This is a genomic window from Micromonospora sp. WMMD736 (assembly GCF_049179015.1).
Classification (GTDB): Bacteria; Actinomycetota; Actinomycetes; order Mycobacteriales; family Micromonosporaceae; genus Micromonospora.
The window spans coordinates 3,192,054-3,206,053 of the sequence record NZ_JBMHMI010000001.1 but is presented as its reverse complement, the minus strand read 5'-3'; the positions used below and the strand labels follow the sequence as shown (position 1 = coordinate 3,206,053).

The 14,000-nt window shown below is 71.3% G+C and carries 12 protein-coding genes; 7 read left to right on the top strand and 5 right to left on the bottom strand.

The features are described from left to right. Positions 1-308: 308 nt before the first annotated feature. The gene (locus ACN269_RS14010) at positions 309-2,117 is read left to right on the top strand and encodes a glycoside hydrolase family 6 protein (RefSeq protein ID WP_421472864.1); all 1,809 of its coding nucleotides are present in this window, start codon (positions 309-311) and stop codon (positions 2,115-2,117) included. 124 nt (positions 2,118-2,241) lie between these two features. Here the strand turns inward: ACN269_RS14010 and ACN269_RS14005 are convergent, their stop codons facing one another. The 5 genes from ACN269_RS14005 to ACN269_RS13985 all read right to left on the bottom strand — a co-directional run bounded on the left by ACN269_RS14005 (position 2,242) and on the right by ACN269_RS13985 (position 6,611). Then, positions 2,242-2,625, bottom strand: coding sequence for a hypothetical protein (locus tag ACN269_RS14005; RefSeq protein WP_421472863.1), 384 nt, complete (start codon positions 2,623-2,625; stop codon positions 2,242-2,244). Between the two features lie 127 nt (positions 2,626-2,752). Further along, entirely contained in the window at positions 2,753-3,046 is a 294-nt protein-coding gene (locus ACN269_RS14000) for a hypothetical protein (protein ID WP_421472862.1), read from the bottom strand. Positions 3,047-3,061: 15 nt separating this feature from the next. Next, entirely contained in the window at positions 3,062-4,720 is a 1,659-nt protein-coding gene (locus tag ACN269_RS13995) for a sodium:solute symporter family protein (RefSeq protein ID WP_421472861.1), read from the bottom strand. Between the two features lie 233 nt (positions 4,721-4,953). Next, entirely contained in the window at positions 4,954-6,000 is a 1,047-nt protein-coding gene (locus ACN269_RS13990) for a hypothetical protein (RefSeq protein ID WP_421472860.1), read from the bottom strand. Between the two features lie 11 nt (positions 6,001-6,011). Further along, positions 6,012-6,611, bottom strand: coding sequence for a hypothetical protein (locus tag ACN269_RS13985; RefSeq protein WP_421472859.1), 600 nt, complete (start codon positions 6,609-6,611; stop codon positions 6,012-6,014). 409 nt (positions 6,612-7,020) lie between these two features. Between ACN269_RS13985 and ACN269_RS13980 the strand changes: the two genes are divergently transcribed. The 6 genes from ACN269_RS13980 (at position 7,021) to ACN269_RS13955 (ending at position 13,923) form a co-directional block, all read left to right on the top strand. After that, positions 7,021-9,468, top strand: coding sequence for a nitrate- and nitrite sensing domain-containing protein (locus tag ACN269_RS13980; protein ID WP_421472858.1), 2,448 nt, complete (start codon positions 7,021-7,023; stop codon positions 9,466-9,468). Beyond that, positions 9,468-9,890 (top strand): roadblock/LC7 domain-containing protein, encoded by a 423-nt coding sequence (locus ACN269_RS13975; protein WP_421472857.1) that lies wholly within the window; start codon positions 9,468-9,470, stop codon positions 9,888-9,890. Before ACN269_RS13980 ends, ACN269_RS13975 begins: the two co-directional genes overlap by 1 nt. Beyond that, positions 9,880-10,269, top strand: coding sequence for a DUF742 domain-containing protein (locus ACN269_RS13970; RefSeq protein WP_421472856.1), 390 nt, complete (start codon positions 9,880-9,882; stop codon positions 10,267-10,269). The genes ACN269_RS13975 and ACN269_RS13970 overlap by 11 nt, the downstream gene beginning before the upstream one ends. Beyond that, positions 10,250-10,852, top strand: a complete 603-nt coding sequence (locus ACN269_RS13965; RefSeq protein WP_421472855.1) for a GTP-binding protein — start codon at positions 10,250-10,252, stop codon at positions 10,850-10,852. Before ACN269_RS13970 ends, ACN269_RS13965 begins: the two co-directional genes overlap by 20 nt. Before the next feature lie 113 nt (positions 10,853-10,965). Further along, positions 10,966-12,003: a lactonase family protein gene (locus ACN269_RS13960; RefSeq protein ID WP_421472854.1), complete on the top strand. Its 1,038-nt coding sequence runs from the start codon at positions 10,966-10,968 to the stop codon at positions 12,001-12,003. Positions 12,004-12,168: 165 nt separating this feature from the next. Next, complete coding sequence (locus tag ACN269_RS13955; protein WP_421472853.1) at positions 12,169-13,923, top strand: substrate-binding domain-containing protein; 1,755 nt, start codon at positions 12,169-12,171, stop codon at positions 13,921-13,923. Positions 13,924-14,000 lie beyond the last annotated feature (77 nt).

Below are 14,000 nucleotides of genomic sequence, written 5' to 3'. Positions count from 1 at the left end.
TCCGAGTCGAGGGCGGTCGCGCATCGAGGCATTGCCATGGAAGCGCTCCCATGCAAGAATCGGCGCACGCGGTTCGGGGGAGCCACACCGCGCAGGCAGGCGTCGAGGGCATCCGGTTCACCGGGCGACAGCCGGCCACCGATCGGTCGGCCATGTGCCGGCCAATCACCACCAACCACCACCACCGCCCGTCCGGGTCGGGCACCCCAAAAAATCCCGTGGCGCCGGAGGCCGTCTGTGCAGGACGCCCGCCGGGCCGTCTCGCCGGGCCGTACGTGGGCCCGGTCTCGCCCAAGGAGATCAGTGGCATGAATGTGTGGAGAAGGCTGTCCGGCCCCCGCCGGACCCTCGCGCTCGCCGGCGCGGGCGTTCTGGTCGCCGGCGGGCTGGTGACGATCCCGGTCACCGCGGCGCAGGCCGCGACGCAGTGCGACATCGCGTACACGACCAATGACTGGCAGGGCGGCTTCACCGCCAACATCACCATCAAGAACCTCGGCGACCCGGTCAACGGTTGGACGCTGGGCTGGACCTTCCCCAACTCCAGCCAGCGCGTTCAGCAGGGCTGGTCGGCCACGTACACCCAGTCCGGCAGCCAGGTCACGGCCCGCAGCATGTCCTACAACGGCACCCTCGCCACCGGTGCGTCGACGACCCTCGGGTTCAACGGCGCGTGGAGCGGCAGCAACCCCAAGCCGACGTCGTTCACCCTGAACGGCGTGGTCTGCAACGGTGGCACCGGTAACCCGACCACCCCGCCGCCCACCACGCCTCCGCCGACGACGCCTCCGCCCACCACGCCGCCTCCCACGACCCCGCCGCCCACCACCGGGCCGCCGCCGACCACCCCGCCCCCCGGCGTGAAGGTCGACAACCCGTACGCCGGTGTGCCCGGCTACGTGAACCCGGAGTGGAAGGCCAAGGCGGACGCCGAGCCCGGCGGCAGCCGCGTGTCGAACAACCCCACCGCCGTCTGGCTGGACCGGATCGCCGCGATCAACGGCACGCCGAACAGCAGCTCCAACGGCGCCTTCGGGGTGAAGGACCACCTGGACGAGGCGCTGCGCCAGGGTGCCGGCTACATCCAGTTCGTCATCTACAACCTGCCCGGCCGCGACTGCTCGGCGCTCGCCTCCAACGGCGAGTTGGGCCCGGACGAGCTGCCCCGCTACAAGTCCGAGTACATCGACCCGATCGCCGCGATCCAGAGCGACTCGAAGTACCGGAACATCCGGATCATCAACATCATCGAGATCGACTCGCTGCCGAACCTGGTGACCAACACCTCCGGCCAGGCCGGCGGCACGGTCATGTGTGACACGGTCAAGGCCAACGGTGCCTACGTGAACGGTGTCGGCTACGCCCTCGCCAAGCTGGGCGCGATCGGCAACGTCTACAACTACATCGACGCCGGGCACCACGGCTGGCTCGGTTGGGACAGCAACTTCGGCCCGTCCGCCGAGATCCTGAAGACCGCCGCCGTCGCCTCCGGCAGCACGGTCAACAACGTGCACGGCTTCATCACCAACACCGCGAACTACTCGGCGCTGACCGAGCCGTACTTCAAGGTCACCGACAACGTCAACGGCCAGACGGTGCGGCAGTCCAAGTGGATCGACTGGAACTACTACGTCGACGAGCTGTCCTTCGCCCAGGCGTTCCGGACCAAGCTGGTGTCGCTGGGCTTCAACTCCAACATCGGCATGCTGATCGACACGTCCCGTAACGGCTGGGGCGGCGCCAACCGGCCCACCGGCCCGGGCGCGACGACCAGCGTCGACACGTACGTCAACGGTGGTCGCGTCGACCGCCGGTACCACGCCGGCAACTGGTGCAACCAGGCCGGTGCGGGTCTCGGCGAGCGGCCGCGGGCGAACCCGGCGACGGGCATCGACGCCTACGTCTGGGTGAAGCCCCCGGGTGAGTCGGACGGCTCCAGCTCGGAGATCCCGAACAACGAGGGCAAGGGCTTCGACCGGATGTGCGACCCGACCTACGGTGGCAACGCCCGCAACGGCAACAACCCGACCGGTGCCCTGGGCAACGCTCCGATCTCCGGCGCGTGGTTCTCGGCCCAGTTCCGGGAGCTGATGCAGAACGCCTACCCGGCGCTCTGATCGGGCGGCTCACGCGCCAACCCGCCCCCGGCAGTAGGTGAGGCACTGCCGGAGGCAGGTTTCCCCGGGGTCCCCGGTCCGACCAGCACGGTCGGACCGGGGACCCCCCTTTTCGCGGCTCAGGTCAGGGCACCGTGCGTTCGATCGCCGCGCGGCCGTGTTCGGCCAGGTCGCGGCGGGCCTTCTCCAGGTTCTCCGGAGTGAGGTCCTGCCCACGGGCCATCACCAGGTCCTCCGGTTCCCAGGGCTGCTCGGCACCGGTACGGATGTTGTCGCCGCCCGCGCCGGTGCCCGTCCCGGTCGCACCGGTCCCGGCACCGTACGGGTCGCCGATCAGGTCGTCGGTGTCCGGGGCGAGATCCGGCTGCCGCCCGCGAGGCTCGGTGAAAGTCGGCGTGTCGCGGTCGGGGCCGCCCCCGGTCCGCAGCTCCGGGACGGTGCTGTCGTCGTCCACCGCAGCGGCCGTTTGCGGGCTCTCCTCCAGCGGTCGGCGGTCGCGATCGGTCATGGTGCTGCCTCCTGTGTCCGACACGGTGCCTGATCCCCCTCGCGTACCCCGTGCGCGGGTGCCCATGCGCGACGCCGGCGCCATCCGGGTGGACGGCGCCGACGGCGGACCAGGGCTCAGGGTCGGGCTACTCGTTCGCGGGGGGCGCCTCCGCCGGCCGCAGCCACTGCCAGATCAGCATGACCAGTCCGAAGGCGAGCATGGCCAGGCCGGCCCACAGGTTGATCCGGACACCCTCGGCCTTGTCGATCTCGGCCCGGCTGTCGAAGATGCCGATCAACGTCACGATGATCCCGTACGCCACGAAGAGCCCACCGATCACCCGACGGATGTCGAACAGTCGGGCGGCGGCGGAGCGCCGCTGCTCGGCCTGCGTCTCGTCGATCAGCGGGTCCTGCGCCGGCTGTCCGTCGTTGCTCATCTGCCGACTCCTTTCCTAGAAGACCGGGATGTAGAAGAGGGCGGCGAGCGCGACGGCGATCACGCCGAGCAGTACGGGGGAGCGGTACCAGACGGCGTCCCCGGCGAGCACGTCGCCCTTCAGGTCGACGCCACCCAGCCCGTAGACCAGTCCGCGCAGCTCCTCGTCGCGCTTGGGCGCGGTGAGCGGAGTGAGGACGGCGGCGACCACCGCCACGGTGACGAACGCGATGCCGGCGCCCCAGAAGCTCTCCTCCAGGTCGGAGTTGAAGTCGATCACGCCGCCCTTGTAGAGCAGGTACGTCGCCAGCGACGCCAGGGTGCCGAGCAGCAGCGACCAGAAGCCCGCGAGGGCGCTCATCCGCTTCCAGAACATGCCGATGATGAAGGTGGCGAACAGCGGTGCGTTGAACAGGGAGAAGAGCGCCTGGATGTAGTTCATGATGTTGCTGAACCCGGACGCGATGAATGCCGTTCCGATGCCGATCACCACGGCCCCGACGGTCGCCCACCGGCCGATCCGCAGGTAGTACTCGTCGGATCGGCCCCGGCGGACGTACGCCTGCCAGATGTCGTAGGTGAAGACGGTGTTGAAACCACTCACGTTGGCCGCCATGCCGGCCATGAACGACGCGAGCAGGCCGGTGACCGCCACCCCGAGCACACCGTTGGGCAGCAGGTCCCGCATCAGCAGCGGGATGGCGTTGTTGTACTGCAGGTCGCCGCTCTCCGCGCCGAGCCCCTTCACCGTCACCAGGGCCACCAGACCCGGGATGATCGTCACCAGGGGGATGAACAGCTTCGGGTACGCGGCGATGATCGGCGTCCGCCGGGCAGCGCTCATGTTCTTGGCGGACAGGGCGCGCTGCACCTCGGCGAAGTTCGTCGTCCAGTAGCCGAACGAGAGCACGAAGCCGAGACCGAAGACGATGCCGATCCACTGCGCGCCGAGCGGGTTGGCGGTGCTGCCGGTGTCCTGCCAGGTGTGCAGGCCCGCCTCGCCGAGCGGGGAGTCACGGACCGCGTCCATCAGCCCACTCACGCCGCCGACCTTGACCAGACCGATCACGGTGACCGGGATGAGGCCGGCCAGGATGACGAAGAACTGGAGCACCTCGTTGTAGATGGCCCCGGAGAGACCACCGATGGTGATGTACGCCAGCACGATCGCCGCGCCCACCACGATCGCCGTCCAGAGCGGCCAGCCGAGCAGCGCCTGCATGACCAGGGCCAGCGCGTAGAGGTTCACCCCGGCGATCAGCACCTGGGCGATTGCGAAGCTGAGCGCGTTCAGCAGGTGGGTCGGCCGGTTGAAGCGCAACCGCAGGTACTCGGGGACGCTGCGGACCTTGGAGCCGTAGTAGAAGGGCATCATCACGATGCCCAGGAAGACCATCGCCGGCACCGCGCCGATCCAGTAGTAGTGGACCGTCATGGCGCCGTACTGGGCGCCGTTGGCCGCCATTCCGATGATCTCCAGCGCCCCGAGGTTCGCCGAGACGAAGGCGAGGCCGGTCACCCAGGCGGGCAGGGAGCGACCGGAGAGGAAGAAGTCCACGCTGGTCCGGATCGCCCGGCGGGCGGCGAAGCCGACCCCGAGGACGGTGACGAAGTACAGCGCGAGGATCAGGTAGTCCAGCCCGTTCATGTTGAGCCGGAGGCCGCCGCCGTCCATCTCGTCACCCCTCGTCCGACGTTGGCACCGGATTCGATGCGCGCGCCCTATTACCCCGTGGACGGGCTTTCACGCCTGCCTGTCCGATCCGTGGAGTTCCGGCCCGCACGGGCGGTCTTCCGTGGCGTACCCGTCGCCAGTTCTTGGGAAGAGGTCCGGGGCAGCCGGGCGGGCGCGGACACGAAACGGGGCGCCCGGCCGGTGTCGGCCGAGCGCCCCTGTGGTCCGGTGGGTCAACGACCGAGGACGCGGTCCAGGAAGTCCCGGTAGTTGCGGACCGCCATCCGCAGTTGCTCGGTGTCCGCCGAGCCGGCGTCCTGCCAGCCGCCCAGCGTGTTCTTCTGCGCCGCGAGCGCCGAGGCGAGTGCCTGGATGGCCTCCTCGACCAGGGCCTGCGCCTCGCCCGCCGCGGCGTGCGGATCGTCGACGAACCGTAGTTGCACGTCCCGCCAGCGGTCCCGGAAACCCTGTGCGGTGTCCCCGTCCAGGAGCGTGGCCGCGTCGGTGGCGACGGTCGAACCGGCGGGTCGCGAGGTGCCGGCCGACTCCAGGGAGGTGCCCTCGGTGGCGACCGGCTCGCCGTCCGCGTCCGGGTCGACCAACTCCGGTGACGCGCTGCCGTAGCCGGCCGCGCCCGCCGTGGCCGCGTCCGGATCGCCGGCCCAGTCGGTCAGGTCGCTCCGGCGTTCCGGTGCGCCCTCCGTGCTCCCCGGCGCGACGACGGTTCGTGCGGTGTCGGCCCGGTCACGTCGGTCGTCGATGTCCAGGTCGGCTGCCCCTTCGGCGTCGGGTGTCGGGTCGGCATCGGTCTCCGCGACGCCGTCGCGGCGGTGCAGTTCGGCGGTGGGGTCGGCGCGCAGGCCCTCCCGCTCGCCGTCCTCGGCGCCGTCACCCGGCGCGGCGGTCCGCTCGGCCCGTGGGTCGGGCTGGTCCTGCGGGCGCGGGCTGGCCAGGGCGGACGCGGCCACCGCGTCGGCGACCGTGGTGGCGCCGAAAGTGGTCGGCAGCGGACCCGGCTCGTGGAAGCCACCCTCGTCGTCGGCCCGGTGGTGCCGGACGCCGGGATCGGTGCCGTTGGCCCGCTCGTGGTCGCCGGTCGGGGTGTCGTCGGCGCTCCGCTCGTCATCGACGGTCGGGTCGTCGAAGGTGCCCCGGTCGTCCAGGGCGTCCTCGGGTACGTCCGAGTGGGCGGCCCGGTCGCGGGTCGGCGGGACCGGCACCGGCGCGGACCGGACGGCCTCCGGGTGGTCGTTGCTCACCTGCTGCTCTTCGTGGCGCATCGGTGGCCTCCTCAGCGGCTCGTGGCGTCGTGCGGAGTGTCCGGGTGGGAACGCTGTTCGGGCGTGCGCTGACCGACGGGCTCCTCGCCGAGCAGGTCGGCGAAGAGGGCCCGGTAGTGCACGACCGCCTGACGCAGCTCCTCGGTGGTCGCCTCACCCCGCGAGTTGCGCAGGTGGATCTCGTGCGCGTCCCGGTAGTTGGTCAGGGTGCGGGCGTGCTCGACGGAGAGGTGGGCGATCTGGTCGGAGAAGTCACCGGTCGGGTAGCCCTGCTCCTCGATGAGCCGGGTGACCAGTTCGTCCGCGTCGCCCACGGTCTCACCCGGCGAGTCGATGAAGCGGATCTGGAGCTCCTCCCAGGCGGCGGCGTACCGCGCCCGCGACTCTGGGCTGAGCGGGGTGAGCGTGAGCTCGGCGTGCCGGCGCTCCCGGTCGCGTAGCTCACGCTCCGCAGCGGACCGGCTCTCCTGCTCCTGCACCACCCGGTCGTACTCCGGTCCGAACCGGCTGCGCAGCGCGCGGCGGCGACCGATCGTCCGGACGGCCACGGCGATCGCCGCGATGATCACCAGCACGACGAGCACGATGACGACTATCTGCGTGGGCGACATGGGCTCCTCCTTCGTCGTCTGGTATTCCCTCCGCGTACTGATCGCCAATCCCGATCCGGGGGACTTTCCTCGCCGATCGCGGTTCGCCGGGTCGGTAGCTGACAGAAAACTGACTCATTCCAGATAGTCCGCGTGGGTGGACTGGTCCCCGTCGTACGACATCGCCGGCATCGTCTGATCCGTTCCGGCCCTGTACCAGCGGCCGGAGGAGCACGGCGGCGGGACGCCCGGCCTGCGAGCGGAGGAGCGCTGCGCAGGAGGGACGGCGGTAGTGCAACCGGGCATGATTACGTATCCTGCCCAAGGCGCGCGCGCCGGTGCCCGGCCCGACGACCGGGTACGCGACCGGCGAGCGCGCTGCCCGGCGGTGCCGGCGCCCCTCCTGCCACCCCTTCACGGGCGAGGTCTGATGAGAACCCGCGACTGGCCCATCCGTTCGAAGCTGACCGCATTGGTCGTCGCGCCGGTGACCGCGCTCCTCGCGCTGTGGATCTTCGCGACGACGTTGACCTTCGGTCCCGCCCTGAACCTGCTCTCCGCGCGCACCCTCCTCTACGACCTGGGCCGCCCCGGCGAGACGGTGGTCACCGAGCTGCAACGCGAGCGTCGCCTCTCGGTGGTGCAGCTCGCCGGCGACACCGAACTGCCCGCGTTGGCCGAGCAGCGCCTGCGTACCGACCGGGCGGTCGCCGAGCTGCGTCGCCGCGTCGACGGGGAGGCGTTGCGCGACGCCGCCGACGACCTGCTGGAGGACCGCGTCAACCGGCTCGTCACCGCCCTGGCGGCGCTGCCGACCGGGCGGGACTTCATCGACGACGGGATGATGGACCGCGCGGGGGCGATCGGCCTCTACAGCGGCATGGTCTCGGCCGCTTTCCAGGCGTTCTCCGCCATGGCCAGCCTGAGCGACCCCGGCATCAACCGGCAGGCGCTGGCCCTCACCACGCTGGGCCGATCCCGCGAGCTGCTGGGCCAGACCGACGCGATGCTGGCCGGGGTGCTGACCGCCGGGAAGTTCGCCAATGGGGAGCACGCGCTGCTCGTACAGACCATCGGCAACCAGCGCTGGCTCACCGAGAGCGCGGTGGCCGACCTGCCCGAGGCCGGGCGCACCGCGTACCAGCGGCTCACCGAGACTCCCGATTTCACCAGCCTGCGCGCCATGCAGGACGCGCTGATCGGCGCCAACCGGTCCGGTCGGCCACCGGTCGACGCCGCCGTGTGGCAGGCCAGCCACGACGCCGTACAACAGCAGTTGCGCGACTTCGAGTTGGCCGAGGCCGACGACCTCACCGACCGTTCGGTGCCGATGGCGGTCGGGATCCTGGTCCGTCTCGCCGCCGCCGGGGTGCTCGGTCTCGTCGCCGTGGTGGTCTCGGTGCTGGTGGCGCTGCGGGTCGGCCGCACCCTGGTCCGGCGGCTCAGCGGAGTCCGTACCGCCGCCCTCGAACTGGCCGAGCACCGGCTACCCGACGTGGTGGCGCGGCTGCGTCGCGGCGAGCACGTCGACGTCGCCCGGGAGGCGCCACCCCTGGAGTACGGCCACGACGAGATCGGCGAGGTCGGGCGGGCCTTCACCGAGGTGCAGCGCACCGCCGTCCAGGCGGCCGTGGACGAGGTCACCCTGCGCCGAGGGCTCAACGAGGTGTTCCTCAACATCGCCCGCCGCAGCCAGGGCCTGGTGCACCGGCAGTTGCACCTGCTGGACCGGATGGAGCGACGCGCCGAGGACCCGGACGAGCTGGCCGAGCTGTTCCAGGTGGACCATCTGGCCACCCGACTCCGCCGGCACGCCGAGGACCTGGTCATCCTGGCCGGCTCCGCGCCGGGCCGGGGGTGGCGCAACCCGGTCGCGATGGTCGACCTGGTCCGCGGGGCGATCAGTGAGGTCGAGGCGTACGACCGGGTGGACATCACCGTCGTACAGCCGGCCGGTGTGCTGGGCCGGGCGGTGGGCGACATCATCCACCTGCTCGCCGAGCTGGTCGAGAACGCCACCGCCTTCTCCCCGCCGGACACCCGGGTGACCATCACCGGGGAGCAGTTCGCCGACGGGTACGTCCTGTCGGTCACCGATCAGGGGCTGGGCATGTCCGCCACCGCGCTGGAGAATGCCAACACCCGCCTGACCAGCTCGCCCGAGTTCGATCCGGCGCAGAGCGCCCGCCTCGGTCTGTTCGTGGTGGCCCGGCTGGCGGCGCGGCACTCCGTACGCGTAAGCCTGCGGTCCCCCGAGGACGGCGGCGTCACCGCCGTGGTGCTGATCCCCACCGACCTGGTGACCGCCGAGCCGCCGGCCGGCCCCGACCCGGCCGCGCTCGCCGCCGCGCCCGGTGACCGGCGGCTGACCCGGCCCGTACGCCGGACGACGGCACCCCGGTCGCGCGCCGGTCGTACCACCTCGGCCCCGGCCGTCACCACTGACCCGCCCACCCTCGACCTGCGCACGGGCCCGGCGCCCGATGTGCCGGCCGCGACGGACGAGCCGCCATCCAACGGGACGGCGGACGACCTGGAGGGGCTGCCCCGGCGGGTACGGCGACGGACCCCCAACGCCCTGCCCCGGCCCACCGCCGCCGACATGCCGTCGCCCCGCTCGCCGGAGGAGGTACGCCGGGTGATGGCGTCCCTGCAGGCCGGTACCGCCCGCGGCCGGGCATCCGTGGTCACCCCGCCGGCCCCGACCCGCGCATCCACGCCTCCGCCCTCCGCAGCACCGGCGATCCCGGCCGCTGCGCCGACGGCGGTCCCGGCTCAGCGACCCGCGACGGCCGCCGAGACCGGGTCCGCTGCCGATTCGGGATCCTCCGCGCCCCCGAAGGCCTTCGAACCGACAGCGACTGAGAGGGACGCCTAGTGCGGGAAACGACGAAGCAGAGCGCCAGCCTCGATTGGCTGCTCGACGACCTGGTGCAGCGGGTGCCGGCCGCCCGGGAGGCGGTCGTGCTCTCTGCCGACGGACTGCTGCTCGGTTCCTCGGCCGAGTTGGAACGCGCCGACGCCGAGCACCTCTGCGCGCTCGCCGCCGGCTTCTCCAGCCTGGCTCGGGGCGCGAGTCACCACGTGGACGGTGGTCCGGTCCGGCAGACCGTGGTGGAGATGGAGTCGGCGTACCTCTTCGTCACCACCGCCGGCCAGGGTGCCTGCCTGGCCGTGGTGAGTGACGCGGACGCGGACATCGGGCTGGTCGCGTACGAGATGGCGATGCTGGTCATCCGTGTGGGGGAGAACCTGACCGCGTCGGCCCGACCATCCGCGGACGCCGGTGATGCGGACTGAGCCGCCCGGCCCCCAGCACGAGTGGCTGGACGGCGACGCGGGCCCGGTGGTCCGCCCGTACACGCTCACCGGCGGCCGGGTGCGCTCCGCCGCCGGTGGCTTCGACCTGGTCGCGTTCGTGCTGGCCGCCGCGGACCTCGACCCGGCGGCTCAGCCGCAGTTGCCGCCGGAGCACCGGCGGCTGGTCGCCCTGGCCGGTCGCCCGGTGTCGGTGGCCGAGCTGGCAACCGAGCTGGACCTCGCGGTCGGGGTGATCCGGGTGCTGCTCGGCGACCTCCTCGCGCAGGGCCTGGTCGCGGTGCACGAGCCGCCGGCCAGCCGCGATCTTCCCAACGACGACATCCTCAAGGCGGTGGTCAGTGGACTCCGTGCGCTATGACCATGCGGGCTCAGCCGTCACCGTCCCGCTGGCACTGAAGATTCTCATCGCGGGGGGCTTCGGCGCCGGCAAGACGACGCTGGTGAGCGCGTTGAGCGAGGTCCGGCCGTTGCAGACCGAGGAGGTGCTGACCGACGCCGGCATCGGCACCGACGACCTCTCGGGGGTGGAGGGCAAGACGACCACCACCGTGGCGATGGACTTCGGCCGGATCACCATCAACGACGACCTCCAGGTGTACCTGTTCGGCACCCCCGGCCAGGACCGGTTCTGGTTCCTCTGGGACGAGCTGGCCTTCGGCGCGCTCGGCGCGGTGGTCCTCGCCGACACCCGGCGGTTGGCCGACTGCTTCCCCTCGATCGACTACTTCGAGCAGCGTGGCATCCCGTTCGTGGTGGGCGTCAACTGTTTCGAGGACACCCGTCGCTTCGACCTGGAGACCGTACGCCGAGCGCTCGACCTGGACCCGGACGTGCCGATGGTGCTCTGCGACGCCCGGGACCGACAGTCCGGCAAGCTGGTGTTGATCTCCCTGGTCGAGCACGTGGCCCGACAGCGCGGCGAGCCGGTGCCGGCCTCCTGAGCCGCCGCCGCGTGCCCTGCGGACCGCGCTGGCGTCGAAAAGCCGGTTAGCCGGCCGGCTGCGTGGGCAGCTCTGGTTGGATCTACCCCAGAATGTCAGCGAAGGAGTGCAGCGTGACTGGTCAGGGCGAGGTCGTCCACATCGGGGGTTATACCGCGCAGAGCGGCGGGCGGGCGGACGGCATCGTGGCCGCGCGCCGCGACCCGGCCACCGGGGCACTGACTCCGCTCGGCACGGTGGCGGTCACGCCGTCGCCGTCGTTCCTCGCGCGGCACCCCACGCGCCCGGTGCTCTACGCGGTCAACGAGTTGACCGACGGTCTGGTCAGCGCCTGGCAGGTCGGGCCGGACGGCGCGTTGGACCCGCTCGGCAGCTTCTCGACCGGCGGTGCCGAGCCCTGCCACCTGGCGGTGCTGCCGGACGGTGGGCACCTGGTGGCGGCCAACTACGGCAGCGGAAGCGTCGCGGTCTTCCCGCTGGACGAGCAGGGCGTGCCCGGTGAACGCACCGATCTCGTGGTCCACGAGGGCCACGGCGCCGACCCGGAACGCCAGGAGCGGGCGCACGCCCACATGGTGTCGCCCGGCCGTGACCGCGAACCCCTGCTGGCGGTGGACCTCGGCACCGACTCCGTCTACCGGTACGACCTGGACGACGCGAGCGGGCGGCTGGTGCCGCGCGGTCCGCGGCTGCGCACCGCGCCGGGCGTCGGGCCCCGGCACCTGGCCCGTCACCCCGACGGCCGGCGCTGCTACCTGGTCGGCGAGTTGGACGGCACGGTCACCGCGTACGAGCTGACCGGGGACGGGTCGCTGCACCAGCGTGGCCGGGTCGACGCGAGCGGGCGGACCGGTCACGTCCAGCCCTCGGAGGTCGCTGTCGCCCCGGACGGGCGTTTCCTCTACGTCGCGAACCGCGGTATCGGCACCATCGCCGTCTTCGACCTGACCGGTGAGCTGCCCGCGCTGGTGTCCGAGGTGGACACCGGCGGGGAGTGGCCGCGACACTTCGCCCTGATCGGCGAGCATCTCTACGTCGCCGACGAGCGGGCGGACATGGTGCGGGTGTTCCGACGTGATCCGAGCACGGGCGTACCGACTCCGGTGGGCGAGCCCGTACCGCTGGCGAGCCCGACGTGCGTCCTGCCGTGAGTGGACGAAATGACGGAAGCAAATGCGAGAGCACGGCGGGTTTGGCAACGCCGTGGGGCCGATTCATCACTCTCTGTTGCTAAATGGTGATCAACTGTTTCTCCTGCGTAACTTTAGTCCGAACGGATGTGGCAGAGACGGCACCTAATACGCAAGATGGTCAGCGTGTCTGCAGGCCGCCATCGAATGCGTTCGAAACTTCATCTAGCCGCCGCCGCTGCAACGGTGACGGTTCTCGTCGTCACCACCGGCGTCTGGTTCGGTTATAAGGAGTTGATTCAGCCAAGCTGTTCAGGGGAGATCCGACTCGCCGTGGCGGTCGCCTCTGAGCTCGCGCCCGCGGTGGACGCCGCCGCCTCCCAGTGGGTCAAGGACGGCGCCGCGGTCGGCCCCACCTGCATCCGGGTCGATGTCTCGGCATCCGACCCGGTCGACGTGGCCGCCGTGGTGGCCGCGAAGCATGGCGCCGTACTCGCCGGCGTCGGCCAGGCCAGCGGCACGGCCGTCACCCCCGACGTCTGGGTGCCGGACTCCTCGACCTGGCTGCTGCGTCTCAAGAAGGACGCCACGGCGTTCGCGCCGACCAACGGCGCCTCCATCGCGCGCAGCCCCGTCGTGGTGGCGATGCCCGAGCCGGTGGCGATGCGGCTGGGCTGGCCCAACGCCAAGTTCACCTGGGCCGATCTGCTCAAGCAGGTCAACAGCAGCAAGCCGTTGCGTACCGGAATCGTCGAGCCGACCCGGGACGCGGCCGGGCTCTCCGGCCTGCTCTCGCTGACCACGGCCGCCAGTGGCGCGGGCGGCGACGCTCAGCGCAACACGGTGGGCGCGCTGCGGGCGCTGGCCACGGGTCGCTCCTCGCTCCGCAACGACCTCCTGGCCCGCTTCCCGACCGCCACGGACCCGACCTCCATCGCGAGCGCTCTCGGTGCGGCGGCGCTGTCCGAGGAAGACGTGATCGCGTACAACAAGAAGAAGCCTCCGGTGCCGCTCGCCGCGCTCTACATGGAGCCGGCGCCGATGCCGCTGGACTACCCGTACGCGGTGCTGCCCGGTATCGAGCCGACCAAGGCGGCGGCGGCGAAGGTGCTGTACGAGCTGCTCACCGCGCCGAAGTTCCGGGACCGCCTGGCGGCGCAGTCGCTACGCGGGCCGGACGGCAACTGGGGTGCCGGCTTCAACGCCCCGCAGGGCGCGCCGAGCCCGGCCGGTGGCGCGTCGACCGCCCCGGCGGCCGGCGGCACCGCGGCCGGCGGCCTGGACCCGGCCGCGATACAGCGTGTCGTGTCCAGTTGGTCGATCGCCACCCAGTCCGGCCGGATGCTCGCCGTCATCGACGTCTCCGGCTCGATGAAGGACGAGGTGCCCAGCGCCAACAACCGCAGCCGGGAGGAGGTCACCGTCGACGCGGCCCGGCGCGGCCTCGGGCTCTTCGACGACACCTGGTCCATCGGTCTGTGGACCTTCTCCACCAAGCTGGTCGGCAACCGTGACTACCGGGAACTCGTGCCGATCGGACCGCTCTCCGGCCAGCGGGCCCAGTTGGAGGGTGCGCTCGCCACCATCAAGCCGTCGGACGGTGACACCGGCCTGTACGACACGATGCTGGCCGCGTACCAGGCGGTGCAGGAGGACTGGCAGCCGGGCCGGGTCAACTCGATCGTGCTGTTCACCGACGGCAAGAACGAGGACGACAACGGCATCAACCAGCAGCAGCTGCTCGCCAAGCTCAAGCAGATCGCCGATCCGGAGCGGCCGGTGCAGGTCATCATGATCGGTATCGGCGAGGGCGTCAGCAAGGCCGAACTGGAGTCGATCACGAAGGTGACCGGCGGGGACGTCTTCGTCACGAAGGACCCGAGCGAGATCGGCAGCATCTTCCTCACCGCCATCGCGCGTCGTCCCCCAGCCCCGCGCTGACCCGTCGCTGAGCAAAACGAACCCGCCGTACCGCTGAGCCGGTACGGCGGGTTTCTTTTGTGGCCACGGGATTGAGG

Coding starts and splice junctions, on each gene's coding strand:
- ACN269_RS14010 (WP_421472864.1), top strand. CDS start 309: ATGAATGTGTGGAGAAGGCTGTCCGGCCCCCGCCGGACCCTCGCGCTC.
- ACN269_RS14005 (WP_421472863.1), bottom strand. CDS start 2,625: ATGACCGATCGCGACCGCCGACCGCTGGAGGAGAGCCCGCAAACGGCC.
- ACN269_RS14000 (WP_421472862.1), bottom strand. CDS start 3,046: ATGAGCAACGACGGACAGCCGGCGCAGGACCCGCTGATCGACGAGACG.
- ACN269_RS13995 (WP_421472861.1), bottom strand. CDS start 4,720: ATGGACGGCGGCGGCCTCCGGCTCAACATGAACGGGCTGGACTACCTG.
- ACN269_RS13990 (WP_421472860.1), bottom strand. CDS start 6,000: ATGCGCCACGAAGAGCAGCAGGTGAGCAACGACCACCCGGAGGCCGTC.
- ACN269_RS13985 (WP_421472859.1), bottom strand. CDS start 6,611: ATGTCGCCCACGCAGATAGTCGTCATCGTGCTCGTCGTGCTGGTGATC.
- ACN269_RS13980 (WP_421472858.1), top strand. CDS start 7,021: ATGAGAACCCGCGACTGGCCCATCCGTTCGAAGCTGACCGCATTGGTC.
- ACN269_RS13970 (WP_421472856.1), top strand. CDS start 9,880: ATGCGGACTGAGCCGCCCGGCCCCCAGCACGAGTGGCTGGACGGCGAC.